General features: G+C 42.6%; 16 protein-coding genes. 4 read left to right on the forward strand and 12 right to left on the reverse strand.

Annotated elements, in window-relative coordinates; all coding sequences use genetic code 11:
* Positions 1–47: 47 nt before the first annotated feature.
* From V7L01_RS09730 to V7L01_RS09760, 7 genes are all read right to left on the reverse strand, one after another.
* Entirely contained in the window at positions 48–3,740 is a 3,693-nt protein-coding gene (locus V7L01_RS09730) for a two-partner secretion domain-containing protein (protein ID WP_335034129.1), read from the reverse strand.
* 366 nt (positions 3,741–4,106) lie between these two features.
* Complete coding sequence (locus V7L01_RS09735; RefSeq protein WP_335034131.1) at positions 4,107–4,313, reverse strand: hypothetical protein; 207 nt, start codon at positions 4,311–4,313, stop codon at positions 4,107–4,109.
* Between the two features lie 28 nt (positions 4,314–4,341).
* Positions 4,342–5,844, reverse strand: coding sequence for an HlyD family efflux transporter periplasmic adaptor subunit (locus tag V7L01_RS09740; protein WP_335034133.1), 1,503 nt, complete (start codon positions 5,842–5,844; stop codon positions 4,342–4,344).
* Between the two features lie 81 nt (positions 5,845–5,925).
* Positions 5,926–8,145 carry a peptidase domain-containing ABC transporter gene (locus tag V7L01_RS09745; protein WP_335034135.1) on the reverse strand — a complete coding sequence of 740 codons (2,220 nt, stop codon included), beginning with the start codon at positions 8,143–8,145 and terminating at the stop codon, positions 5,926–5,928.
* A 124-nt stretch (positions 8,146–8,269) separates the two neighbouring features.
* Entirely contained in the window at positions 8,270–8,632 is a 363-nt protein-coding gene (locus V7L01_RS09750) for a hypothetical protein (RefSeq protein ID WP_335034137.1), read from the reverse strand.
* Between the two features lie 802 nt (positions 8,633–9,434).
* A complete protein-coding gene (locus V7L01_RS09755) occupies positions 9,435–12,920 on the reverse strand; it encodes a two-partner secretion domain-containing protein (RefSeq protein WP_335034139.1) in 3,486 nt (1,161 codons plus the stop codon).
* A 460-nt stretch (positions 12,921–13,380) separates the two neighbouring features.
* Complete coding sequence (locus tag V7L01_RS09760; RefSeq protein WP_335034141.1) at positions 13,381–13,722, reverse strand: hypothetical protein; 342 nt, start codon at positions 13,720–13,722, stop codon at positions 13,381–13,383.
* A 344-nt stretch (positions 13,723–14,066) separates the two neighbouring features.
* On the opposite strand from V7L01_RS09760, the gene V7L01_RS09765 reads away from it, so the two are divergent.
* Positions 14,067–15,257, forward strand: coding sequence for a sigma-70 family RNA polymerase sigma factor (locus V7L01_RS09765; RefSeq protein ID WP_335034144.1), 1,191 nt, complete (start codon positions 14,067–14,069; stop codon positions 15,255–15,257).
* A gap of 65 nt (positions 15,258–15,322) precedes the next feature.
* On the forward strand, positions 15,323–16,474 hold the full coding sequence (locus V7L01_RS09770) for a DUF1822 family protein (RefSeq protein WP_335034147.1): 1,152 nt from the start codon (positions 15,323–15,325) through the stop codon (positions 16,472–16,474).
* A gap of 203 nt (positions 16,475–16,677) precedes the next feature.
* Here the strand turns inward: V7L01_RS09770 and V7L01_RS09775 are convergent, their stop codons facing one another.
* From V7L01_RS09775 to V7L01_RS09795, 5 genes are all read right to left on the reverse strand, one after another.
* Positions 16,678–17,499, reverse strand: a complete 822-nt coding sequence (locus tag V7L01_RS09775; RefSeq protein ID WP_335034149.1) for a DUF928 domain-containing protein — start codon at positions 17,497–17,499, stop codon at positions 16,678–16,680.
* 60 nt (positions 17,500–17,559) lie between these two features.
* Positions 17,560–19,932 (reverse strand): CHASE2 domain-containing protein, encoded by a 2,373-nt coding sequence (locus V7L01_RS09780; protein ID WP_335034150.1) that lies wholly within the window; start codon positions 19,930–19,932, stop codon positions 17,560–17,562.
* 175 nt (positions 19,933–20,107) lie between these two features.
* Positions 20,108–20,653, reverse strand: coding sequence for an RNA 2'-phosphotransferase (locus V7L01_RS09785; protein ID WP_335034153.1), 546 nt, complete (start codon positions 20,651–20,653; stop codon positions 20,108–20,110).
* A gap of 58 nt (positions 20,654–20,711) precedes the next feature.
* Positions 20,712–22,040, reverse strand: coding sequence for an amino acid permease (locus V7L01_RS09790; protein ID WP_335034154.1), 1,329 nt, complete (start codon positions 22,038–22,040; stop codon positions 20,712–20,714).
* Positions 22,041–22,212: 172 nt separating this feature from the next.
* Entirely contained in the window at positions 22,213–22,389 is a 177-nt protein-coding gene (locus V7L01_RS09795; protein ID WP_335034156.1) for a hypothetical protein, read from the reverse strand.
* A gap of 170 nt (positions 22,390–22,559) precedes the next feature.
* Here V7L01_RS09795 and V7L01_RS09800 point away from each other — a divergent pair, with 170 nt between their 5' ends.
* Positions 22,560–23,810 carry a hypothetical protein gene (locus V7L01_RS09800; RefSeq protein WP_335034158.1) on the forward strand — a complete coding sequence of 417 codons (1,251 nt, stop codon included), beginning with the start codon at positions 22,560–22,562 and terminating at the stop codon, positions 23,808–23,810.
* Positions 23,811–23,913: 103 nt separating this feature from the next.
* A complete protein-coding gene (locus tag V7L01_RS09805; protein WP_335034160.1) occupies positions 23,914–26,223 on the forward strand; it encodes an NAD(P)-binding protein in 2,310 nt (769 codons plus the stop codon).
* Positions 26,224–26,278: the final 55 nt, after the last annotated feature.

Below are 26,278 nucleotides of genomic sequence, written 5' to 3' on the forward strand. Positions count from 1 at the left end.
CCCTTGGGTTTCATCGGAATTCCTCCTTTGAATTTTGGAGTAACGAATTATTGACTACAGGACATGGCAGAAGGAATAAAAAAACTTTGAGCGGATTGAGCTACAAGAATAACATCACCCTTAGCATCGACAATCCATCCTTGAGCCTCCACGATGCGATCGCTAGATTTGGTCATAGTTGCAGTAGATAATTTATCCGCGATCGCTGTTGCTTGTGGTGGCAAATCTACCCAACCAGCGATCGCTGTTTGTCCTCGCAACGGTTCATTAGGGCTAAGAGGTAATCCACCGCGTCCTGTGGCGATAAAACGACTGGCATTTTGTCCTCCTCTGGGAGTGCAACCTTGGGCAATTTGTCGGGATACATCCACGATGTTGGAGGGTAGTTGAATTAAGCCGCGACTGGGGTCAGTATCTGGACTGTTGATAGTTACTTCACCACTCACTCCCAATTCCGAACTCGCTGTAATGTCGCTCTTTTCGGTTGGGCTTTTTTGCGGGACAAGACCGAAAATACCGTTTGTTGTGATGTCAACTCTACCACCAATACCTGTGAAGGCGTTAGCGCTGATATCGCTATTTTCTTTAGGAACTGCAACGATAAATCTTGAATTGATTTTGATGTTACCGCCATTGCCACCTAATTTTTCTGTACCTGCGTTGGTGGAAATTTGACTGTTGCGACGAAGTAACAGTAAGTCGCTGTTGACGTTGATGTTACCACCGTTACCGGATGCAGATTCGGCATTGAGTTTGCCTTGGTTGTCTAGGGTAATTTTGGGTGAGTTGATTTCGATGTCGCCTGTGATTCCTGAACCAGTAGAACTGACGAAAAGACCACTGTTAGCGCCAATATTTGAGATGCTATCAGGAAATTTAGTAATACGATCGCTAAAATTAGGGTCACTACCGCTAACGATCGCTTTATCAGTGACGTTGACTGTAATTTTACCTGCATTTCCATTGCTTAAGGTAATAGTGCTTAGTTGTCCGCCACCCGTTGCTTCAAAAATATTTGCATTTACCATAATATCTCCTCCCTTTGTGTTAGATGCAGTGCCTGCATCTAACAAAGCGCCGTTTGAGATGTGAAAAATATTGGTATTTACGGTTATATCACCACCAATGCCTGTGGAACCAAGATCAGTAGATGTAAATAAACTACTAGACAATCCCGTTTTTTGGCTAGTTCCAGAAATAGTTACCGCATCTTTTACATTGATGCGAATACTCCCTGCATTTCCCCGTCCCAAAGTTGCGGCAAGAAGTAGAGCACCCTCTCGTAATGAGAAAGAACCAGAATCGACGGTAATATTACCTCCATTACCAATTGTCCCCGTTTCCACTCTGCTAAAAATTCCTGTGAAACGATCGTTTTTCTCTCCAGCAATATCAACTTCCCCAGTGACTTTAATATTTACATTGCCAGCATCCCCCTGTCCTGGTGGTTGGGTAGTAGATGTATAACTACTACCACTAGTAAGAGTTTGCAGTTGAGCGCCATCAGTTAGTGATAGTGTTGCAGCATTGATATCGATATTGCCACCCTTACCCACACCTCCTGCTTCCACTCTACTGAAGATGCCAGCATTACCTGCAAGGGAAACGGAATCTTTTGCATCCACTCTTACATTCCCCGCATTTCCCACTCCAAAAGTTGAGGCTTCAAGTACAGCGCCATCTCGTAATGAGAAAGAACCTGAATCAATGGTAATGTTACCTCCATTACCAACTGTGCCCATTTCCACATTGGTGAAAATGGCACTGGCAACACCATTTTTCTCCCCAGCAATACCAACTTCCCCAGTGACTTTAATATTGACATTTCCTGCATCTCCCCGTCCTCCTAGTTGGGTAGCAGATGCACCACGAGTTAGGGTTAGCAGTTGAGCGCCATCAATTAGTGATAGTGTTGCAGCATTGATGTCGATATTGCCTCCCTTACCTACACCTCCTGCTTCCAGTGTGCTGAGGATATAAGCCTTACCTGTAAGGGAAACGGAATCTTTTACACGCACTGTTACATTCCCCGCATTCCCCACTCCTAAAGTTGAGGCTTGAAGTCGAGCGCCGTCTCGTAATGAAAAGAAACCAGAATTGATGCTAATATTACCCACATTGCCAACAGTCTCCGGTTGCATTGTGCTAAAAATCCCACTATGACTGTTTCTTTCCCCAACAATATCAACGCTACCATTCACTTTCACATTGATATTACCTGCATTCCCCCGTCCTGCTTGACGAACTTCTGTTTGCAGTGTAGCGCCATCAGTTAGTGACAAAGAAGCCGCATTGATATCGATATTGCCTGTATTTCCCAAACCTCTTGCGTTTATCATGCTAAGTATGCGAGCGTCATTTGCAAAAGAAACAGCATCTTTTACACGCACTATCACATTCCCCGCATTCCCCTGCCCATCATTTGAAGTAATAAGTTGAGCAAAATTAGTTAGCGAGAGGGAACCAGCATTGATGTCGATATTGCCACCATTGCCTACGACTTTTACTTGATCCGTTATGTTAAAGATATCAACAGTGCTACCAATGTATGCATCTGCAAGGAGGGAAACGGAATCTTTAGCACGCAACGTCACATTTCCTGCATTTCCCTGTCCATAATTTGAGGTAGAAATTCCAGATCCCTCTAATGAGATAGAACCAGAATTTATACTAATATTACCTCCACTACCTTTTGATTGCTGACCTACAGAATTGTCAATTAGAGAATAAGCAACTTTGATTTCCCCGGTAGCATTTAGCGTAATATCCCCAGCAACAATTTCAGGTGTACCCAAACCTACCCCAATACCAGCAGATAGCCCACTTCCTCCTAAAATCTCTAAATTGCGGGCATTGATTGCAATATCACCGTCACCAGCCCCTTCGACATATATAACTGCTTGATTGGTAAGCGATACCGAAGCACGAATCGCATTAAGAGGAAATTTCAAGCTGAGATTATCCCCACTAAAAACAAGATTGACATTTCCAGGTGCTGCTAATCCTCCTAATTCAACTCTCCCACCATAAGCATTTAACTGGCCGCCATCTATGCTGACATTACCACCCACTAGCAGCAAACTTTTACCATCTCCTACTCGCAAACCAAATGCATTAAAACCTGCGGGATCGATTCCTGTTGGTGCAATTGACCTGTTGTCAATTCTGCCAGCCTGAAGTTGATTGAATAGTAAAGCAGAAGGATTAACTGTTAGTAATGCAGAAGGAATCTGAGGATTTGTTGCACTAAATTCCAACCCATTGCCAAACACAAAAGAATTCGCTGTACTTGCTACAAAGGAACCTGCCACATCCAGGCGTGCATTGTTCCCAAATAAAATGCCATTGGGATTGAGAAAAAATAAATTTGCACCACCATCCACACCCAAAGTGCCGAGAATATTCGAGACGTTACTTCCCGTCACCCTTGTGAGAATATTGGAGATTCCGGTGGGATTGGCAAAATAAACTCGCTGCAACTCTCCGACATTAAATTCACGAAAACTATGGAACAGGTTTGCACCGCGAGTTGCTCCCCCATCAATGCGGTCAGCCGGAAGTCCTTTAATATTGATATTGGGAGTGATTCTTGAAGAGTTATTACCCAATGTTCCATCAGGGGTAATCTGGGCTAAGGCGTGATTTTCGGAACAAAATATGATATGACCAAGCACTCCAATAATGTTAAAAACTCCTAATAAACCTGAGAGCCAATTCTTATCTCTATAAAAGATTGCCATATCATAACCAGCCTCACCCGCTCATTTCTTATCTGTGAATATGCAATAAATTTATTGATAAATTTTTCTACAATTAATTTCAGCAGATATTTGAACTAGATGAGAGTAAAGTTTTTAAAACTTAAAATTAGGTAATAGACATAGGAGTGAAATTAAATATGCGTTATCCAGAACCTTTGATACATCAATCAATTTATTTATCACAAATATCTTGAATGGCTTTATGTAAATTCTTGGGGTTTGCCCGAATTCAATAAACGACTGCCCGAATTCAATCAACGACTACCCGAATTCAATCAACGACTACCCGAATTCAATAAACGACTACCCGAATTCAATAAACGACTACCCGAATTCAATAAACGACTACCCGAATTCAATCAACGACTGCCCGAATTCAATCAACGACTGCCCGAATTCAATCAACGACTGCCCGAATTCAATATAGGAATTTAGCAAACTTGCTTTTATTAAACACAAAAGCGATCGCTTTGCCAACGCCTGCCGTAAGATGCCCAAAGGGCTGTAGGGCGATCGCAAGAATTGAACTGATACAAAGCGTAGACGCTGCATCGGTGAGAGAGTCTCCCAAAAGGAAAAGTTACAAATCAGTAATCAACCTCGCTTTACGCAGAAAGAATTGCAGCACCGTTTCTTCACGGGAAATAATATCAGCCCTACCTTCCATGCCCAATTGAATGTGACACTGGTTTTTCCCTTTACCTAAAACCAGAGTTTCCGGTTCGATAGTCACTTCATAGAAAGCACCAGGCGCAGAAGCTTTAGGACTAGTAGTCCCATTCATAGATGCATTTGTACTATTCTTTTGAGGAGCGATCGCATCTGGAGAAATTTCCTGCACTTGACCATTCAGAGTACCATAATCTGGGTAAGGACAAGCACTCACCCGCATTTGGACTTTTTGACCAATTTTTAACTTACTTTGATCTTCAGATCCCACTGCAACTTTCATAATCTGAGGTGCATCAGTGGGGACAATTTGCAATACTTCCTCGCCAGGGCGCACAGTTTGACCTGGGTTTCGCAGATTGAGTTGGGAAATGATACCATCGGCGGTAGCTGCGATCGCGGTTTGAGCTAAATCTATTTTGGCTTGTTTGAGTTCGCTAAGATCGCGCTCTAGCTGTTTTTCAATTTCAATCTGTTGCTTAACTAAGGCTTGGCGTTCCTTTTCTATTGTTGCTTTATTGCTTTCCCCGCCGGCTTTTTCTTGAGCAATCCGCTCAGTAGCAACAGTTACTTCTGCATTACTTGGATTTACGGCAACTTGGGCGCGTTGTCTTCTCGCAATGACAGCAGCTACTGCTTGTTGTAACCGTTCAATTGTCTGTTCTTGCGCCTCTACTGCTGCTTGCTGCGCCTTTACCGCTTGCTCTTGCTGTTTGGCAGCTAATTGTGCTTCTTCCAATTGATCCTTAGATAGCGCCCCTTGGGCGGCTGCACTCTCATATCGGTTCTGTTTTGACTGGGCTACACCCAAGGCAGCTTCAGTCGCATGGAGATTTGCTTGTGCTGTTTTTAACTGTGCTTCCCCAGCCTGCAATTCTTTCTGAGCAATTCTGATGTTAGCATCAGCTTCTTGGAGTTCGGAAACAGTGGTAATATTTTTATCTCGATATTCCCGACGGCGACCGCTCAATTCGGCTTGGGCGCCACTAATAATCCGGTTGATGCGGTCAGTTTCGGCTCGAATCTGGCTGTTGAGGGCATTAATCTGGGCATTGATTTGCACTAGTTGTAACTTAGATTGTTGAATACTAGTTTGCAATTGGCTCTTTTTGGTTTGCAGACGGGAGTCGTCGATAGTTGCGATCGCATCTCCTTTTTTGACAACTTGATTTTCTTTGACATAAATGTGCATTACCTGTCCTTCAGTCGCGGCTTGCACAATTCGCAATTCACCCGCCGGACGCACAACCGCCTGTCCTTGGACGGTGACTTTATATTTAGTAACAGCAGCAACTGGAACAGCTAGTCCTAAAACGCAGAGAATAAATATTCCGCCAAAGTTTGTCCAACGACTAATTGGTGGGAGAAATTCGTTTGTTTGAATTGGGGGTAAAAATTTTGTGTTGCTAACCATAATGTTATAAACCGCAGAGGCACAGAGAACGCAGAGAAAGAGAAAACAGAGGTTTTTACAACTGCTAAAAGAATTGCTATCTTAATTAATGACAGCAGTCTTGCCATTACGATGAGCCGGGGAAGATGTCAGCGCCAATGCATTTTGAGAGGAAACCATATTATCTAGGAAATCTAAATGTTCGCCGGGTAACTTCCGCAGTTCTTCTGGTGTACCTTGGATTTTTAAGCGTCCTTGTTCTAAAAGTACAATCCAATCTGCCCGTTGTATAACCTTGGGACGGTGACTAATTAGAATAGTCGTTTTATCGCGACGATGGGATAAAAGTCTATCTAGTAATTGGGTTTCGCTTACTGGGTCGAGTGCGCCTGTGGATTCATCTAAAATTAATATAGGTGGCTCATTAACTATTGCTCTAGCTATGGCTAATCTTTGGCGTTGTCCACCGGAAAGATTTGCACCAAATTCTCCTAAAACAGTTTGATATTTATCGGGTAGTTTGCTGATAAATTCATCTGCACCAGCAATTTGACAAGCTCTGACAATTTCTTCAAAACTAATATGAGGATAGCTAAAGTGGAAGTTATCAATAATCGAACGACTCCAGAAGTGGGGTTCTTGTGGGATCAATACTACCTGTTGTCGCAGACATTCTAAAGACAGGTCTTGCTGATTATAGAAACCATAACGAATATTACCAGACTGAAGTTTATATAAGCCAGTCATCACTTTCGCAAGGGTACTTTTACCACAGCCAGATTTACCAATTAAAGCAATAACTTGACCGCCAGGAATAGTTAAGGAAAAATCTTGTAGTAGGTCAACTCTACCTGCGTGATGGAAGTTAAGTTCAGTGCAGGTAATATCTACATTACCAGGAATTTGTGCCCAAGGCTTTTTAAAATCATTTTCGTCTTCTGGGGTAGCATCAATAACTTCTGTTAGGCGTTGAATGACTATTTGGGCAGTGATAAACTCGTCTACTAAGCCGATCGCAGCACTTAAGAAACCAATAAAATTGGCACTCATGCCGTTATATGCAATTAATTGACCGATTGTTAAGGTGCGATTAATGACTAAATAGCTACCTATCCAGAGGACGCCAATACTAATGAAAGTGGAAAGAATACCAGTAATTGTACTGCTATAAAGTCCCAACTTCATCGTACTCCAGCCCAAGGTGGCAAGACGACCATAATTCCCTTGATATTCTTCCCAAGCTTGGGGAGTGGCTTGGGTAGTTTTTAATACTTGCACGCCGCGAAATGTTTCTACCAAAAAGCCTTGGTTTTCCGTACCAGAAACAATCATATTGCGAGTTTTCTGGCGCATGGCTGGTAAAAAAAGCAAGTTAACAGCCGTGACAATAATAAATGCAACGATAGAAGCTAGAGTTAATTCCCAACTGTAAAAGAGCATAAAGCTCAAGGAAACTACAGCGATAAAAAATTGACTGGGTAATCCCAGGACAACTTGGGAAACTAAGTTATGGATGGCGTTGACATCAGCAATCCGGCTGACAACTTCTCCACTGCGTCGTCCTTCAAAGTAGGAGAGAGGTAAATGTAAGAGTTTGCGTCCGTATTCTAAGATTAGCCCTAATTGCAATCTTTGACCAAAGTGACCGATGAGGTGAGACTGGACTAAGCTAATGGCACTTCTAATTAAGTTCATGGCGATAACGCCAATTGCCACAGTGGTTAGTAGTTGGGTATCACCTCGTACTAAGACATCATCGGTGAGTAGTTGCATCATGAAGGGAGATGCCAAAGAAAGCAGCCCAATGGCGATGTTAATAGCGATCGCTTGAGCGAGAATAGACCGATAGGGCCAAACTCGTTGCAAGTATTTTCCAAGTCCGCCAATTTTATCTGATTCTTGTTGATAAAAGCGGCTGTCATCAGGAGTCAGCAGTAACATCACGCCATTACCCCAACCTGCCATTAACTCCTGACGGGTAAGATAACGGATACCAACACCAGGGTCGGCGATGACGTATTTTTTGCCTTTTTGTCCGTATAATACGACCCAGTGGTAGCCCTTCCAGTGGATAATCGCTGGTAGAGGAGCTTGATGTAATTGGTCGATTAATTGAGGACTAGCTTTAACTTGGCGGGCATTAAATCCTAGTACTTCTGCACCCCGGCTTAATCCCAAAAGGGATGTTCCTCTGGAACCTGTGCCTACGGCTTCCCGGACGCGGTTGAGGGCAAATGTGCGTCCGTAGTGTTTGGCTATTGTGGCAATGCAAGCAGCACCACAGTCTTCTTCAGCCTGTTGGAGAACTATTTGGTATTTCATTTTCAGGACGACTCGTAGAGGAAAAAGAATCGTCGGGGCTTTTGCCCCGACTATAACTGATGTTTAGCTTCTCAGTTCAGACTTTTGATTGCTTGGCTATAACTACTTTCACTAGATTGAGATGCTAACTACCAACTAAGTTAGCTACAATACTAGTAGTTAAGATTAAATCATCACCTCTGCGATCGAAGTTATTTCTTCCTTCCTTTAGGTTTCTGACTACTGGATTATAGCCAGGCCCAATCTTGTTGTCGTAGACAACAACTGGTGGCTGAGAATACGAATAAACAACTTCTGCGTTAGGTTTCAAAAATTCATCTTGTCCGTTAATATTGTAGTTGACGCCAATACCCGATTTGTTGCCGAGATAGAAGTTAGCACCACCTTCGATGACGGCTCCTTCTTCGGGAGTTAATTCGGTTAAAAGTTGTTCTTGACCAACAACAGAATAGTTAGAGTTAGAAGTGATATTGTTAATATTTGACATTGTTTCTCTCCTTGATTTTAATTGACTTAAATTTATGGAAAAATATTTCCAGAAAAACTTGTTACTTCGAGCTTCAAAATCAAAGTTGGCTTAATAACTCTGGAATTAAGTTTCAATCCCAAGTAAAAAGTCACCAATCAGGCAGTAATTAAATGCCTCATGCAGAGATAATTGGATAAATTTTGATTTATTTTATTTGTAGTACTTACTAGGTGAACTCTCTGCATATCACTCTCTACGACGACTTTTAGTTTTTATGCACTTAGATTAGAAAGTTTTTGGAAAAATATTGCAAATTAGGTGTTGCATATTTGCGGGATGATTTTGCTAGTTTTGTGGGATGGGCATCTTGCCCGTCCCTTGTATTTCAGGGCGCTCGTGTCGCCCACCCTACAAGAATCATCCCTTGATTCAGCAACGCCGCAAATTATACTGGTTCTCGGTTGAGTCAGGGACAAGAAGCAATACAGTTCGGTTAAGGGACTTCCAACTAAAAAAATATCCGATCGCTAGAGCAGCAGGGGCTACGGTGTACACACAAGTTCTAAAAACCTAGCTTGATAAGATGTTTGTTCCCAGGCTTCGACTGGGAATGCATTCATTGAGTCAGAGACTCAATATCTAACTGAAGGCAGCAGCCCTAATTAGGCATTCACATGCAGAGCATGGGAACGAGATAAACTCCAGAACAATGAGAAATCGAGCTTTTTTCGACTTGTGTGTACACCGTAGCTCAGTGAAGAGGAGGATTGAAACGCATGGCTTAATTGTATGATTTTTCCCATATGTGCAATATTTCTGTTTAACAACTTCGACTCAAGATTAATTGCCCATTGGGTAATCGATATACTCCCTGTGGCTCAATAATTGGATCGCCTTTTTTCCAGGGGCGCGATGTTGGTTCAACACTACGCACATCACCAGTTGTATAGGGTGAAACGAATCCATTACCGGGACTATAGCGTAAAGCACCGGAACCTGTGATTGTAAAAGAGTTTTCTTGTCGCTTTGTGCCGCGTGAAATGCAGGTATTGGCAATGAGGGCGTTTGTGTCGATGACGTTTGGTGAGAATCCGGTAAAGGTGTTTTGAAGAAAACTGTTATCGGGTGCATTGATATTTATGACACCAAAAACGCCTAATTCTGAACTTGCAGTAATATCACTATTTGGGGTGAATTTTTGACGCGGCTCAATACCGAAGATACCTTGCGAGTTGATTTGGATATTTCCACCAGTTCCAGTGAAGGCATCAGCGCTGATATCGCTGTTTTCATTGGGAGGTGCAACGATAAATCTGGAGTTGATATTGATGTTACCGCCATCACCACCTAATTTTTCTGTACCTGCGCTGGTGGAAATTCCACTGTTGCGACGGAGTAAGAGGAAATCGCTGTTGATCTTGATATTACCACCGTTACCGGATGCAGTTTCGGCGGCGAGTCGGCTTTCGTTGTCTAAGGTAATTTTAGGTGAGTTGATTTCAATACTGCCACCTTCACCGACACCTCCGGCTTCCACTGTGCTAAAGATGCCAGCATTAGCAAGGGAAACAGCATCTTTTGCACTCACTGTCACATTCCCCGCATTCCCCACTCCTGAAGTTGAGGCAATAAGTAGAGCGCGATCGCGTAATGAGAATGAACCAGAATTGATGGTAATGTTACCCCCATTGCCAACTCTTCCTGTATCCACATTGCTAAAAATCGCACTTTCAAAACCGTTTTTCTGCCCAGCAATATCAACAGCACCTGTTACCAAAATATTGACATTGCCTGCATCCCCTCTGCCTGCTGGTTGAGTATCAGATGCTTCACGAGTAAAGGTTAGCAGTTGAGCACCATCAACAAGTGACAGGGTTGCTGCATTGATGTCGATATTGCCACCCTTACCGACACCTCCAGATTCCACGGTGCTGAGGATGTAAGCATTATCTGCAAGGGAAACAGCATCTTTTGCCCCCACTGTCACATTCCCCGCATTCCCCACTCCTGAAGTTGAGGCAGAAAGTTGAGCGCGATCGCGTAACGAGAATGAACCAGAATCTATGGTAATGTTACCCCCATTGCCAAATGTTCCTGTGGACACACTGCTGCGAATCCCACTGAAAAAACCGTTTTTTTCCCCAGTAATATCAACAGCACCTGTTACCTTAATATTGACATTGCCTGCATCCCTTCTGCCTCCTGATTGGGTATCAGATGCATCACGAGTAATAGTTAGCAGTTGAGCGCCATCACTGAGTGACAGGGTTGCAGCATTGATGTCAATACTACCACCCTTACCGACACCTCCAGATTCCACGGTGCTGAGGATGTAAGCATTAGCAAGGGAAATAGCATTTCTTGCACCCACTGTCACATTCCCCGCATTCCCCACTCCAAAAGTTGAGGCAATAAGTACAGCGCGATCGCTTAACGAGAATGAACCAGAATCAATGGTAATGTTACCCCCATTGCCCTCTGCACCTGTAGACACAAAGCTGCGAATCCCATTTTGAAAACCGTCTTTCCCCGCAGCAATATCAACAGCACCTGTTACTTTAATATTGACATTGCCTGCATCCCCTCTTCCTGCTGGTTGGGTATCAAATGCACTACTAGTAAAGGTACTGAGTTCAGCGCCATCAGTGAGTGAGAGGGTTGCAGCATTGATGTTGATATTGCCACCTTTACCGACACCTCCGGCTCCCACCGCGCTGAAGATGCCAGCATTAGCAAGGGAAACAGCATTTTTTGCAGCCACTGTCACATTCCCCGCATTCCCCTGTGCATAAGTTGAGGCAGAAAATACAGCGCGATCGCGTAAGGAGAATGAACCAGAATCAATGGTAATGTTACCCCCATTGCCCTCTGCTCCTGTGGACACAAAGCTGCTAATCCCACTTCTAACATCATCGTTTGTCTGACCAGCAATATCAACAGCACCTGCTACCTTAATATTGACATTGCCTGCATCCCCTTTTCCTGCTGGTTGAGTATCAGATGCTCCCCGAGTAATGGTACTGACTTGAGCACCATCAGTGAGTGAGAGGGTTGCAGCATTGATTTCGATATTACCACCCTTACCGACACCTCCGGCTTGCACTGTGCTGAGGATGCCAACATTATTTGCAAGGGAAACGGCATTTTTTGCACTCACTGTCACATTCCCCGCATTTCCTTGTCCAGAAATCGAAGCAACAAGTTGAGCGCCATCACTTAGAGAGAAAGAACCAGAATCGATGGTTATGTTGCCTCCTTTACCTTTTGCTCCCAAGCGCACTAAATTGCGAATATTGCTCTCAGAACCTGCTATTTTGATTTCTCCGGTAGCATTTACGGTAATATCCCCTGCAACAGTCTCAGGTGTCCCCAAACCCATGCCGATACCAGCAGAAAGAACACTTTTGCCTAATATCTCTATATTTCGGGCATTGATAGCAATATCACCGCCACCAGCCCCAGCCACAAATACACCCGCTTCATTGGTAAGCAATACAGAAGCACGAGTTACATTAAGAGGAAATTTCAAGCTGAGATTATCACTATTGAAAACAAGATTAATATTTCCAGGTTCTGCTAACCCTCCTAACTCCACTCTTCCACCAAGGGCATTTAATTTTCCATTATCCATGCTGACATTACCACCCACTAGCAGCAAACTTTTACCATCTCCTACTTGTAAGCCAAGCCGACTAACTCCAGATGAATCTATTCCTGCTGGTGCTACTGAGTTATTTTGAATCCCTGAATTTTGAATCAGCTGATTAAACCACAACGCCGAAGGTTGAATTGTCAACAATGCTGGTGCTTTCGGGTTTGTGGCATTGAAAATCCCCTGATTGCCAAACTGCACTCCATTGGCTGTTGTCCCGACAAAACTCCCCTGTACGTCTAACTGTGCATTCTGCCCAAATAAAATACCCGAAGGATTAATCAAAAACAAGTTTGCTGTACCATCAACTCCCAACGTACCAAAAATATTTGATGGGTTCCCACCTGTTACCCGCGTTAATATATTTTCTATACTACTGGGGTTGGCAAAATACACACGTTGCCCATCTTGGATATTAAACACGCTAAAACTATGAAAAAGATTGCTGCCGCGTGTTGCACCACCATTAATTTTGTCGCCCAGTGCGCCATTAATTATCTGATTTTGATTTAGTTGGGAAGTCTCTGCACCGAGTGTGTTATCGGGTGTGATTTGTGCTTTCGCTGGCGAAGCTTGGCTTAATGCAGTCGATATTAGGCATAAATAAACAATATTTTTAATACTCGCTTTTACCAAACCATCTGCTTGATTCATAAGTAATTTACTTTGAAGAAATTAAAATAAAATCTACAATCGGGTAAACGGCTGGGTAATGCATTCACCTTCCATGCAAATATAGTTGCATAATTTGGGATCGTGCGTTAGCGAAGCTCGCCGAAGGCATCGCATGATTATGCGTCCTATTTTGCAGAAAACTGCATATGCACTTTCCTCATGTGTGCAATATTCGTTTGGAACCAATGCTCCCTTCGCCCAGATAAATTGAATGGTCAAAACTATCCCCCTAGTTTCTTCGGGAGGGGAGGCAAAGCTACGCTTTGGCGGGGTGGGGTTCTTATTTTTGATTTATGCAAGAGGTCTATTATGCATAAAAAAAAATCGGAGCAAGTGCCCCGATTTTAGAGGATGTTTGAAAGAACAATCTAACCTCATAAATTCAAATCAGTAAATCCATTTGCTAATTGCACATTAGCTTACGGAATAGAGTTTGATATTATGCGGTATAGAGGTCTATATCATATGGATTACCTTTAGTGTAGTTGTCGTATTGAAATTCATATGTTCCACCATTGGCTAAATTGTATGATTTGTTCTGCACATAGTCGTTTCTACTGTCAGTATCAAAATCAATGTTTCCTCCGCTCTTGGCAGTCCATATCCATGTTTCATTTGGTTTGTGTAGCCATGACTTACCATCTACGAGGTAGGTAATGTTATATGGCGTTGCATTTTTAAGCGTAAAAACCTCGTAGCCGCCACTAATTGTTTCACCAGCTTGTTCGTCAAGTTCTTCTACCAAACCCAAATCTTGTAAGTAACTTTGATTGTTTAACATGGTTTTTCTCCTTTTTTAATTAGGTGATGCAGAAATAATTAGGTAAGTTTTAAAACGTTGCATATTTGTAGGATGAATTTGCAGCTGTAATCATCGAAATAACGTTGCATATTTGACGAAATTATTCAATGATTCAGCTAGTCCCCAAATTTGCATCTTTTTTGTGATGCTTACTAAATGAACTTCTCTGCATATCACTCTCTACGACGACTTTTAGTTTTTATGCACTTAGATAAAAGTTTTTTTGAAAAATCTGTAAAATCCTTACGCAGTAAGGAATTAGCTTTTGTCCCTATGGCTGTATAATTGAAATCAGCTATGGTTCAAACAACGGCAAGTATTCCATGCAACCCCGACAGGGCATTCTTGAAATCTTTTCTACGTTTGTGCAATTTGATGTAGACCAATTTAGTGGTTGGGCAACAGATGCCAAACTGCGACGGAGTATGAAAGTTTGCCTGGAAGGGTCGTCAACTGAGAAATCAGATACCTTTTGGGCACTTTACTGGTATAAAGTTTGGCAGAGTCAATCTAGTGCTGTGGCACTGGCACATATTTCTGCTTACTTACAAGAGGCCTGCTATTGGACTGCAAGAAAATTTGCCCTCAACTTTCCTACACAATCATCTGTAGCAGACTATTTTCAGATTGCGATCGCTCATATTGACAAAATCCTCAAAAATTTCAATCCTCAATACAGTTCGTATTTAAAAGGCTATGCACAATTAGCTTTTGAATCGATTATCAAGGATCTACTGCGCTTACGTCGGGAAACAGAAATTTGCTCGGACTGGGCTTTATTGCATAAACTCAGCCGTAAACGAGCGGTGCAGTCATTACAAAATGCAGGCTTTAACACTCAAAGCATCGAGAGTTATATTTTAGCGTGGGAATGCTTTAAGGAACTCTACACAGGTGACAACGCAAAAATTCGTCAGCTTACCAAACCAGATGCTGTAACTTTCGAGGCTATTACTAATCTTTATAATGCAGAACGTTTAAGCCGATTGAGTTCGCCCACTCCCGCAGTCAACCAGCAAACCATAGAAACCTGGCTATCATCTTCTGCTAAAGCTGCCCGTACCTTCCTGTATCCTAAGTTTGTTTCCGCAGATGCTCCCCTCAAAGAAGATGATGATGGTAATTTATTAGATATATTGCCTGCCAATTTGCAAACATCTTTACTAACGGAAATTATTGAGCAGGAAGAAGCTGCGAATATACGCAATCAGCAAGCTCAGTTAAACCAAGTTTTGCACCAAGCGATCGCTGCAATGGATGCAAAGTCACAACAACTAGTGCAAGTTTACTACGGTGAGAAGCTGACTCAAGCAGAAATTGCTGCACAGTTGGAAATTAAGCAATATACTGTTTCCCGTCGCCTGACTAGCATTAAAAAATCATTGCTACTGACTCTAACGCAATGGAGTCAAAACACCTTGCATATTTCCCCTAAATCCGACGTAGTAGACGCCATAAACACAAGCTTAGAGGAATGGCTCAAAGTCCAATACAGCCATACCCAGATGCAATGAGGAGGCAACGCCAGAAAATTCTGTGTTGTTTTCTTTAACTCTTTTTATGGAGCCATTCTAAAATTATGTTGAACTCACCTCCCCCATTCACTCTTGACTCACAGCAGTTATACCTGGAAATTCTCCAATCTCCAGAGATGCAAGAACAACCATACTCAACAGCTGGTGCTTCTCAACGTGGGTGGATAAATCAAATTTGCTTGCAAGCTTTTTTGCCTTGGTTCAAAGAGGAAATTGCTCCCAGCGCCAGGGTTTATCCTAACAGTACAGCATTGCCGAGTTTTTGGGAAGTAGTCAATGGTACAGCCATTACTTTTGATAGCGATCGCCTTGTATTAATTCCCACCCTCGCAATGGATGGGGATGAGTTGCGCGTACCGCAGGAATGGGTAGATATACCAGAGTGGGTTGCTGATTATTACATAGCAATACAAGTTAATCCCGATGATGGCTGGATGAAGATTTTCGGCTACACAACCCATCAAATTCTCAAAACAAAAGGGGTTTACGATCCTGGAGACCGTACTTACAGCTTGGAAAGTGAAGATTTAATTGCAGATATCAATGTGCTGTGGGTTACACGCCAACTTAACGATCCAGAACCCTTACGCGCCGAGATTGCACCTTTAACTCCTATTGCCAAAACCCAGGCAGAAAACCTCTTAGAAAGGTTGGGTCATCCAGATGTGAAATTCCCGCGTTTGGCAGTTCCATTTCCACTGTGGGGTGCGCTACTGGCACATAGCGGTTGGCGAAAAAAATTGTACGAACTGCGTCAGGGTTTACTCGTGCAGTGGTCAGTTCCGCAATGGTTGCAGACAGGAGTAGCCAATTTCGCTCAACAGTGGGGATGGGAAAAAAGACAATTCGTTGTGGTGCCTGCGGGGATGCGGAGTGCAGAACCATTTCTAGGCTTGTCTCGGCAAATAACAGTTGCAGAGAATACATACGAGTTACGTATTTTCCCAAAAAGCGCTTCTGAAGACTATGTTTGGCGCTTTGAATTGCGAAATACAACTCCTGATGGTCAAATTCCTGCTGGGTTTAAGCTCCGACTACTAACGGAAGACTTACAAGCTTTTGAGAATAATGAAGATACGGCAACAACTCCTGTAGATATGTTGTATTTGGAAGTAATTTTGGAACTAGGAGAAGGATTGGTTTGGGAAATAGAACCCGCACCTGAAGACTACGACCGAGAGATTTTGCGCTTTTAGACATGTGGTTCTCATAAAGAGCAAAAAGCTAACGCAACAGCTAGAGTCAAATCCCAATTCTTTCCCATCCCCCTGCCTCCCCTGCCTCCCCTGCCTCCCCCTGCCCCCCTGCCTCCCCTGCCTCCCCTGCCTCCCCTGCCTCCCCTGCTCCCCCTGCCCCCCTGCCCCCCTGCCTCCCCTGCTCCCTGCTCCCCGCCCCCTGCTCAATTTCCCTGCTCTGCATTAGCTTGACAACATTTGACAAGGGGTTGTTTAGCTAAATTCTCTAAATCTACCGACTTAAGCAAATTCATCCACTCCACCGTTAGAGTTGGATCTTGAGGTTTGGCAAGACGTAATTCAGCCAGAGTAGTCAAGGCATCGTACCAAATACCATTCTCAGCATAGAGCTTTACTCGTTGCTCAGGAGTTGCTTGCTTGGCGCTATCTACTAATTTAGGATTTAGATTAACCCGTTGCACCCATCCTTCCACATACTCCCGTTGTGGAGGTTGTTGTGGATTGCAAATTATTTGCATCTTAAAAAACCAGCGATACATCTTGTCTACTTGCAATGAGGGAGTAGTTGCATTTAAGGGAATGTTAATAATTCCTGGTGTTTCTGGTATTGTTACTATTGTTCGGTAAATAGTTTGACTTAGTTTACTTGACTCTTCTTTGAGAACAAACTCAATGGAATAAATTGCAGATTTTTTATAGGGGACAAAAAACCAAAAAGTTGGATATTCCTCAGTCGTTAAGCCCCAAACTTTAGTAACAGAAACTGCTTCTGTTTGTTCTTGCTTGAGCGTATCTTTGTATACAGGCACAATTGCAATGGCAGACTGATTACTAACACCACAACCACGACTTGCACCTCCTCCGCGATCGCCTGTTGCACCCCTGTCTGGAGGAGGCGGAGGAGGCGAAAATGCAGTAGGAATGGCAGCAACTGGTGTCATCCAAATCATTGGATAATAGCCGAGAATTCCCAAGGAAGCCATCCCGAATACAGCGATTAATTTTATTTGCCAATAACTTTTCATAAAGCCTCCTGCCTCCTACGTGCTGAACGGTGGTTTTGATGTTTCAAATTGGCGTTATTATTAATTTTTAAATTTTCTGTTTAAGTAAGTTATAGCTATTAAACTATTACCTCCTAAAGCCAACATAGCAGGAATCAGGGGAACCCAACAACCATATGCAATTAAAAATATAAAACAGCTACTGTATAAACTTGTAATAGCTATCCCTCCTGCCAAGCTTAAATAAGTGAATCGGTGCAGATAAGCACTAAGCAAACCGCCTAAAAAAGACCAGCCCCAAACCCAAATTACTTCACCCCAAAGTGGCAAAGTCCACAACAAAGGTTGTCCATCCAAAGCAGCACTGAGCAGTTGGCTGACCATCTGAGCCTGTAAAAATACTCCTGGTATTGCCTGTAATTTTCCTTGAGGATTGGTGTAGGGAGTTAACCAGTAATCATGAAAAGTTTCTGCTGTTGTGCCAATAATGACTATTTTGTCTTTGACTGCATTGGCATTTAGCTTACCCGTTAGCACTTGTCCCAAGGTAATATGTGGTGCGTTGGCGAAGCCTGCCGAAGGCATCGCTTCTGGGGAACCAGAGGAACGATAATTTAACAAGATTTGGTGTCCAAAAGCATCAACTCCTTGATAACCTCCGGCATGAGCTTCTAGTGGTTTAAATGTCAGCTTCCCTAATTGCCACGCGCCATCAGGGGTAAATTGCAGCCGAATTCCCTTGGCGTACAGGTAACGCAATGCAAGTTGAACGTTCAGAGCATAGGGGGTACTACAAGGAGATGAGGGTGAGGGAGTTAACGCTAACAGATGGCGACGCACGACATTATCTGGATCTATGGCAATATCGCTAAAACCTAGACCTTCTAGAGAAACTTCTGGGGGTGGTTTCACACCTGGTTTTCCTGCTTGAGAATCGCTGAGTTGACACACCGCCACAAAGCGATCGCTTTTTCGCATTCGTTCTGCCAATGCGGGATAATCCTTACTCACTGGATAATCTCGGTATATATCTAAACCAATAACTTGTGGTTGATATGTTTCTAATTTTTCTAACAGTTCGGCAAGTGATTTATCTGACAAAGAACCCTGAGGTTTTTCCTGTTTTTGCGCTTGTACATCTTCTTCAGTCACAGTGACAATCAGTAGGCGTGAGTCTGGTTTATCAGGAGGACGCAAGCGTAACAGTTGGTCAAAGGCACTTAGCTCTAATGGTTGCAGCACACCCAAATACCTTACCCCCGTTAATATTCCAGTCATTGCCATACTGAACAATAAGAGCAACGACAAGCCAAGCCGATTTGTGATTCTTTTAACAGGGATGGTTTTAGACAAAGATGTTGGAATATTACCTGCATTTCTACACAATTGCGCCCAATTCAACGGCATCTCCGCAGGATTTTGACAGATGACAGGCAACCATGTAGCGCAGGGAAATTGATTTTCTAGCCCCTGTAACCTTTCTCGTGCCTCTCTCACAGCTAAATACAACGAGTTTCCCCGCGCGAAGGCTTCCAAAAAATACTTTAAAAATTGCTGCGCCACGCGATCGGGTACAGGCTCTCGCATCACGATAATTTCGGGAATATGCAAATCTCCAAACTCTCGTGCCAATCCCAAGCCATCACAGGAATTGAAAATCGCCAGTTGTAGACCTCGCTCCACTGCCTTTCTCAAGGCATACTTTAACTGGCTAATTGTTAGACTTTCAGTTTGATTGATGTAGATTTTTCCTGTTTCATTCGTTTCCTGAGTAGAACTGTGTCCGGCAAAAAATAGAATCTGCCAATGCTGCTCCCATAGCCGATCGGTAAGGTCTTGGCATTGTGGTTCAACTAAAAAAGTGATGTCTGCATTGGGCAGCAAATTAAGCAGCGCCTGGTCTGTTTTCGTATCAATTCCTTGGCTGTTACCCAAAATCGCTAAGATTTTTACTTTGTCGTATGTGGTTGTTATCCGGTTGACTTGTTCGTAGGCGGGAGCGCTCAAAGCTATTTCCGCCAAGGGATAGCGTTCTAGCAAATCCCAAAGATGCCAGGGAAGTTTCTGTAATCGCAGGTCTTTAGTTTGTAAAAGCACACGGATATTATCCGCAAGCATGAGTTGTTCCAACCATTTCTCGCGGATAGGACGAAAGGAATCGGCAGCAAGCCAAGTATTAAAACATACTTTAAATTCCTCGGTCACCTTCTGGCAGTCTTCTAAGCTGGAGGCTTGGTTAAGTTCCTTAGGTAAACCAATAGGACGAGATGGCAACCTTAAATTACGATAAATAGATTGCCAACGGTAATAATTGCGGGGAATTTCTGGGTTGGGGGGAAGCGCACCCGTAATTTCCACAGTAGGGCGGACATTTTCATCGCCAATCTGTAGAGTCACGGGAAAACCTTGTTCAAAGTTTCCCTCTCCTAACTTTAAGATGACCAACTTGCCCACAGCTAGTTTTCCACAGATGCTGAGTTGTATCTATACCCGATCGATCTGTAGGATCTAGAGGTATTTTTGGTAATATTCCTCTACTGCGCCTACATTCAATGCTATCAAATACTTACAACAATTTAATAGTTGCTTTTTTCGGATTTCTAAATAAATCTTAACAAGCTATGAAAATTCAAATTTTTTGTAGATACTCAGGTGGCACGCGATCCACTAACCAAACACCATTAGCAGAACAATAAAAGATGTAACCCGCCTGATGCATTGCCGCAGTATCTACAGCAAAAACCACCGGTTTTCCATGTCTTGCACCAACAGTTTGTGCTGTTGCAATATCCTTCGATAAATGGACATGATGTCGTGACATTTTGGAAAGCCCTGTTTGCAGAATTGACTCTACAGATTTGCGTCCCGTACCGTGATAAAGCTCATCTGGCGGAACAACAGCTTCTAATTGTAAATCGACTTTTACACTATGTCCTTGGTTAGCACGAATCAAATTACCTGTAGAATCAAAAGAAAAGCGTTGTTTCTCGTTGAATTCAACTACCACCTGTAATTCCTGACGGGTAATCGGAAAGTCATTTTTGGCACAAGCGGTAAGTAGTTCATCAACAGCAACCCAACCACCGGGAGCAAGTTTTATTCCAATTGCATCCGGTGTGTGTCGCAAATATTTGCTAAGATATTTGCTGATTTTGACGAAGCGAGAATCACTCATTTGATTGTGGTTGGCATAGTTATACTACAATTATATAGTTGTATACTACATAAAGATTTTATTGATAATTTGACTTTGTGTAAATTGAGAGAATTTGTCTTCCCATCATGGCTAATGCCACTCCAATCATCAAAATGAGTGTCACCTTCCCGCCAGGAACGAGTGGTTGATTTATGCTATCTGAGTTTTCTTGTTCTTGACGTTGCTTCCAACTCATTAACGCCGGAATAATTCCACCGAGAACTGAGATACTAAATGTTCCAGTGTAATCTAGGGCAGTAAAAAAGATGCTGGGATTGAGCGTTCCCAGAGTCATAGGAGGGAAAAGAACCAGCGAATAGAGGGGTAAGCGGCTAGAAAGTTGCCCCTGTGCAAGTAGGAAAATATCTTTGAACAAATCCAGCAATCCGTAGACAAATCCGATGAATGATGTGGCGATCGCAAACTCTGAAAAAATGGATACTAGCACTCCTAACCATTCCCCCGCGCCACCAGCTCGGAGAATTTGCAATGGGTCAAAAATAGTTCTACCGTCAGATATGCCATGTAGCATATCAGGACTGACGCTTCCTAAAATTACGGCATTCCACGCCAAGAACATAATTAGAGGAATCACAGAGCCAATAAAGATAGACTGACGAATTTTGTCGGCATCCCCTTCGAGTTGCGTCACAACCAGCGGCACAACGTTTTGAAAAAATAACGCCACAGACATGACTGAAATGGCACTGCCAAGGGCACTCCAGTTCTGAAATAACAGTTGGGTAGTCTGAATGTGCCCTCCTGCCAGAAACAATAGTCCCAAGAAGGAAACGATGACAATTCCGACAAAGGCGCTGTTTAATTTCTCAATAAACTTTTCTCGCCCAAGATACATGATGCCACCAAATAACAGCGTGAAAGTCGTTGTGCCCACCCACGTAGGCAATATCTGCACACCCCAGACTTTTGCCGCCACACCTCCTAAAATCTCTCCTCCTTCGGTGATGTATGCCACCAAGAGAGCGTAATGCATAAATAAATATGCGCCGCCTGCAAGTCGCGCTCCCAACTTACCAAGGATTTTCTCAACAATTCCCAAAAAACCTATACTAGGAAGCCCTTCTGTTCGCATCGTGTTTAAGGTAACATCTGCAACCAGTAACCCTGAAACTAAAGCGTAGAGCCAAACAGCAATTAGTCCAGATGTGGATGGCACAATACCAGACGGCAGGGTAACGGCTGGTAGAGCGAGAATCCCAGCCCCAACCGTGGTTCCGGCAATTAACGCAGTACTTCCCAATACACTACCCGGTTGATGATTGAGGTTTTTTCCATCAAATTCGAGATGAGAAAACAACCGAGTGACTTGCTCTGAATCTTTTAGAACAGTCTTTATGGGAACCATACTCAATATCCGTACTTAAACCAAGCAATATTAACATGTGAAAATCTTCTTCGTAAAAACCCTGATTTTCCAGCTTTTTAAGCTAAATTTTCATGGGAAATAAGCGTAGGCGTAGCCCGTCGTAGACATCGCTACTTCATCCTTAACACAACTTTTGGAGTATATATGTCACTTATAGCACTTGATTGATTTTTACTTTAGCATTTGGGGCGATCGCCTTATAGTTTCCACTAACTATACTCCGTGATGTATTAATACTTTTTATACTAGTAATAATTACTAATTGTATTGGTGCGATGAAGACTTGACAGTTAACGGTTGCAGCAACTGCATATATCCAGATGTTCACAAGTGCGATCGCGCCCTTTCCCCCAAACCATCGAAAGCCCTTCTGACATTGGCTATTGGATTAACACTGGTTACGTTGGTGATTCCCTATCTGAGTAATTTGTTAGAAAAGCCAGTGTAAAGGGAACACTTCAAACAAGACCTTGTGCTGAAGATATTACCCAAAACCCTATGAACACCAATAACCCTTTGCAGACAATACAAACAAGTATCCATACGGCTTTAGGTGCTGTCAGTGAATTTACTGCCCTACTTCAAGAACCCCAAAAATTCACAAATTACCTTACCCAAATACAACAAAAACCGGATCAATTGTTCCAAGATTTAGCGGAAAAAGGCAAAAATATGGAACAAGATATGACTAGCTTTTTCAAAAATTACTTTTGGGGAGATGGTAAAAAATTACCATACCCCAAATATATAGAACGAGCAGATGGACAGGCATTTAATCAACCCTACGAAATCAAAGGGACAAAAATGTACGGCTTTGTCGTTGAAGGTTCAATGGCGAAGTTACAAGAGGTGTGTGATAAATATCTCAACGATCCCAATAACGGAGAGATTGAATATCGCCCAGCGACGAACTATCTCATCTTGACTTTCAACAAGATAGATTCTTTAAGTTCTATTTATCCACCCGACTATGATAAAGGAACTGTGCATGAAGAAGAAGCCATCTTTTGGATGTTAACAGTGGTAGGTAAAAGAGTCGGGCCTTTATTCATTGCCGAACGCCTAGCTTGCTTCATGCCTTACTTGTATGTGAATAATTCTCCCATCCTAGTTTCTGGTAGAGAAGTCTATGGTTTCTTTAAACAACTTGGCACATTTCAGATTCCTGACTTAAATCAAGAACCGGATTTATTAACCGTAGATACCTTAGTATTTAAAGACTTTTCTCCTACAAGTCAATCTCTAGATGCACGCCTGCTAGAAGTTCAACGCATCAGTACAGGAGCTAAACACCAAGCTATCAAAACATGGGACACTTTTGAAGAGGCAGTAAGAGCGATCGCTAGCTTATTATTTAACAATAACGAGATTGCCATTCCTGGCTTACAGTTACCCTTTAATATCCTCGAATATCTCATAAACAGAGTCGTTCCTCTCGTTACCCTCAAACAAATCCGCGACGTAGAAAACAGCAAAAAGGCTTGCTATCAAGCACTAATTGAATCGCCCATGCAACTACAAACCTTCTATGGCGGAAAACTCTTTGGCTTTGATGGTTTTGGCGATCAATTTCAATTAAAAATAAATAATTTCGCTAATCAACCAATTGTCCAAGACTTAGGGCTAGGCAAAGGTTATCCCGCAGGTAGCGAATCAGTAAATATCCCTGTAAAGCTTGGTTTCGTCCTGCATTTCGACTTCACCCTCAAAGATGGAAAAGCCGTATGGCAAGCACCACAGAAAAATTAGTGAGTGCTGTTAGCGCTATCGAGCCGTTGAGTTAGTACTGAGTAAATTATCTCTTTTGTCTTCTGCTTCCTTTTTTACCCTTACCACGCAAAGAAAAACAAACATGTCCAAAACCTTTAAGCCAAAAAAGATTGCTATCTTAGGCGGTGGAATGGCCTCATTAACCACCGCTTATGAATTAACCAGTCAACCAGGATGGGAAAGTCTCTACGACATTACTATTTATCAAACAGGTTGGCGTTTAGGTGGTAAATGTGCAACTGGACGTAACATCAAACCCCATGCACCTAATTGTGAACCAGACTACCGCATCGAAGAACATGGACTGCACATTTTTTTTGGATTCTATGAAAATGCCTTTCGTCTACTCAACCAATGCTACAACGAACTTGGTGGCAACGGGCCTTTCAGCACCATAGAAGACGCCTTCAAACCCCACAGTCTGATTGTTTTAGAAGAATACATCAATCAAAATTGGGTAAATCTGCCTTTTAACTTCCCTACCAATTCTCTAGTTCCCTGGAAAGGTGGCGGTATTTCTTCTCTTTGGGGACATATCTGCACCACTATCAAATTCGTCATTCAGACTTACGCAGAAATTGAGAATTACGGCCAGTTGCATCCTGACAAAAGCTCCTCAGCATCTGTTGCTAAACAAATAGCATTAGGCAAAGAGGTAATGGAATTTTTATCAGATAGTAGCCTCTTACAATTTCCTAGCCAGTTGATTCAGTTATTCTTCCAAGAACCTATTTTTTGGGGAAAATGGCTTAACAATATCAACCAATACATTGGCGATATCTTCCAAAACCTAGACTTGACTTCTGAAAAAACGTTCTTAAATCTTGCCTACAACCTAGCTCAATCACTGCCTAAAAATCCCAAAACACATAAACGCGAACATCACCAGTTAATTCTCAAGCTAATAGACCGTTTTAAAGAACACTTGAGCCATCAGATAGAATCTAAAAACTGGCAAAATCCTGACATCCTTTGGCGTTTCACACTCATCGATTTAGCATTAGCAAACATCCGGGGTTTATTTGTAGATGAGGTAATTGATTTCCGTTCTCTAGACAGTTTAGATGAGTACAACTACAAAGATTGGCTAAGAAAACACGGAGCTAGGGAATCAAGCGTTAAATCAGCATTTATTCGCGTCTTATACGATTTAGTATATGGTTTTCCAGAAGGCAATGCTAATAAACCGCAACTAGCAGCAGGAACAGCCATTCGTGTCCTCACCACTATCTTGTTCAAATACAATGGCGCAATCATGTGGAAAATGCAATCAGGGATGGCGGAGGTAGTCATCACTCCACTATATGAAGTGCTAAAGAGTCGCGGTGTAAAATTCAAGTTCTTCCATGTTGCCAAGCAGTTGCACTTGGATAAAGATCAACAAACAATTGCAAGTATCACTTTGGCTCGCCAAGTAAATTTAAAAAACCCAGAACAAGAATATCAACCACTCATCAAAGTTAAAGACATTCGTTGCTGGCCTAATCAACCTCTCTACGATCAGATTGTCGATGAAGAAGCCCAAAAACTCCAAGATAAAGAAATTAACCTTGAGTCATATTGGACACCTTGGCAGAATGTAGACAACATTACCCTCACCAAAGGCAATGATTTTGATATTGTGTTGCTGGGAATTTCTATAGCCGCCTTACCCTCTATTTGCGGTGAACTAGTCGATGCCAAAAAAAATCCAGCTCATCAAAAATGGCACGATATGTTAACTCAAGTTAAGACAGTAACTACTCAAGGCGGACAAATATGGCTTAAGCCTACCTTACCGCAATTAGGATGGCAACAATCTAGTCCCGTGTTAGGAGCTTATGTTGAACCACTTGATGTCTATGCAGATATGAGCGAGTTACTACAACGAGAAAATTGGCCTTCTGAGCATTATCCTTATAACGTAGCTTATTTCACCGGCGTAATTGCAGATCCAGGTATTCCTCCCCAGACAGAATATGATTTTCCAGCTAAAGCTCAGAAGAAAGTAGACCAACAAGCAATTAACTTTCTTAACAATTACATCGGACACCTTTGGCCTGATGCTACTCACCCTAAAAATCCCCAAGGTTTGAATTGGGATTTACTAGTAGATTTTCAAAACCGTCAGGGAGTAGAACGCTTTAAAGCTCAATACTGGCGAATTAACATTAACCCATCAGAACGCTATGTACTTTCTGTACCTGGAAGTACCAAATATCGACTCAAAACTGATGAATCTGGATTTGATAACCTTTACCTAGCTGGTGACTGGATTAACAACGGTTACAATTCTGGTTGCGTGGAAGCTACAGTAATTTCTGCAATGCAAGCAACACGAGCTATTCTACACCAATGCTTCCATATAAAATACACCAAACAAATTATTGGTGAGTGGGATTCTTGGCTATAAAAGTATATCCAATTTAATGAGGTGCATTTTGGCAAACTCAACAAAATTTAGCATT

This window comes from Nostoc sp. (genome assembly GCF_036917095.1).
Taxonomy (GTDB): domain Bacteria; phylum Cyanobacteriota; class Cyanobacteriia; order Cyanobacteriales; family Nostocaceae; genus Nostoc.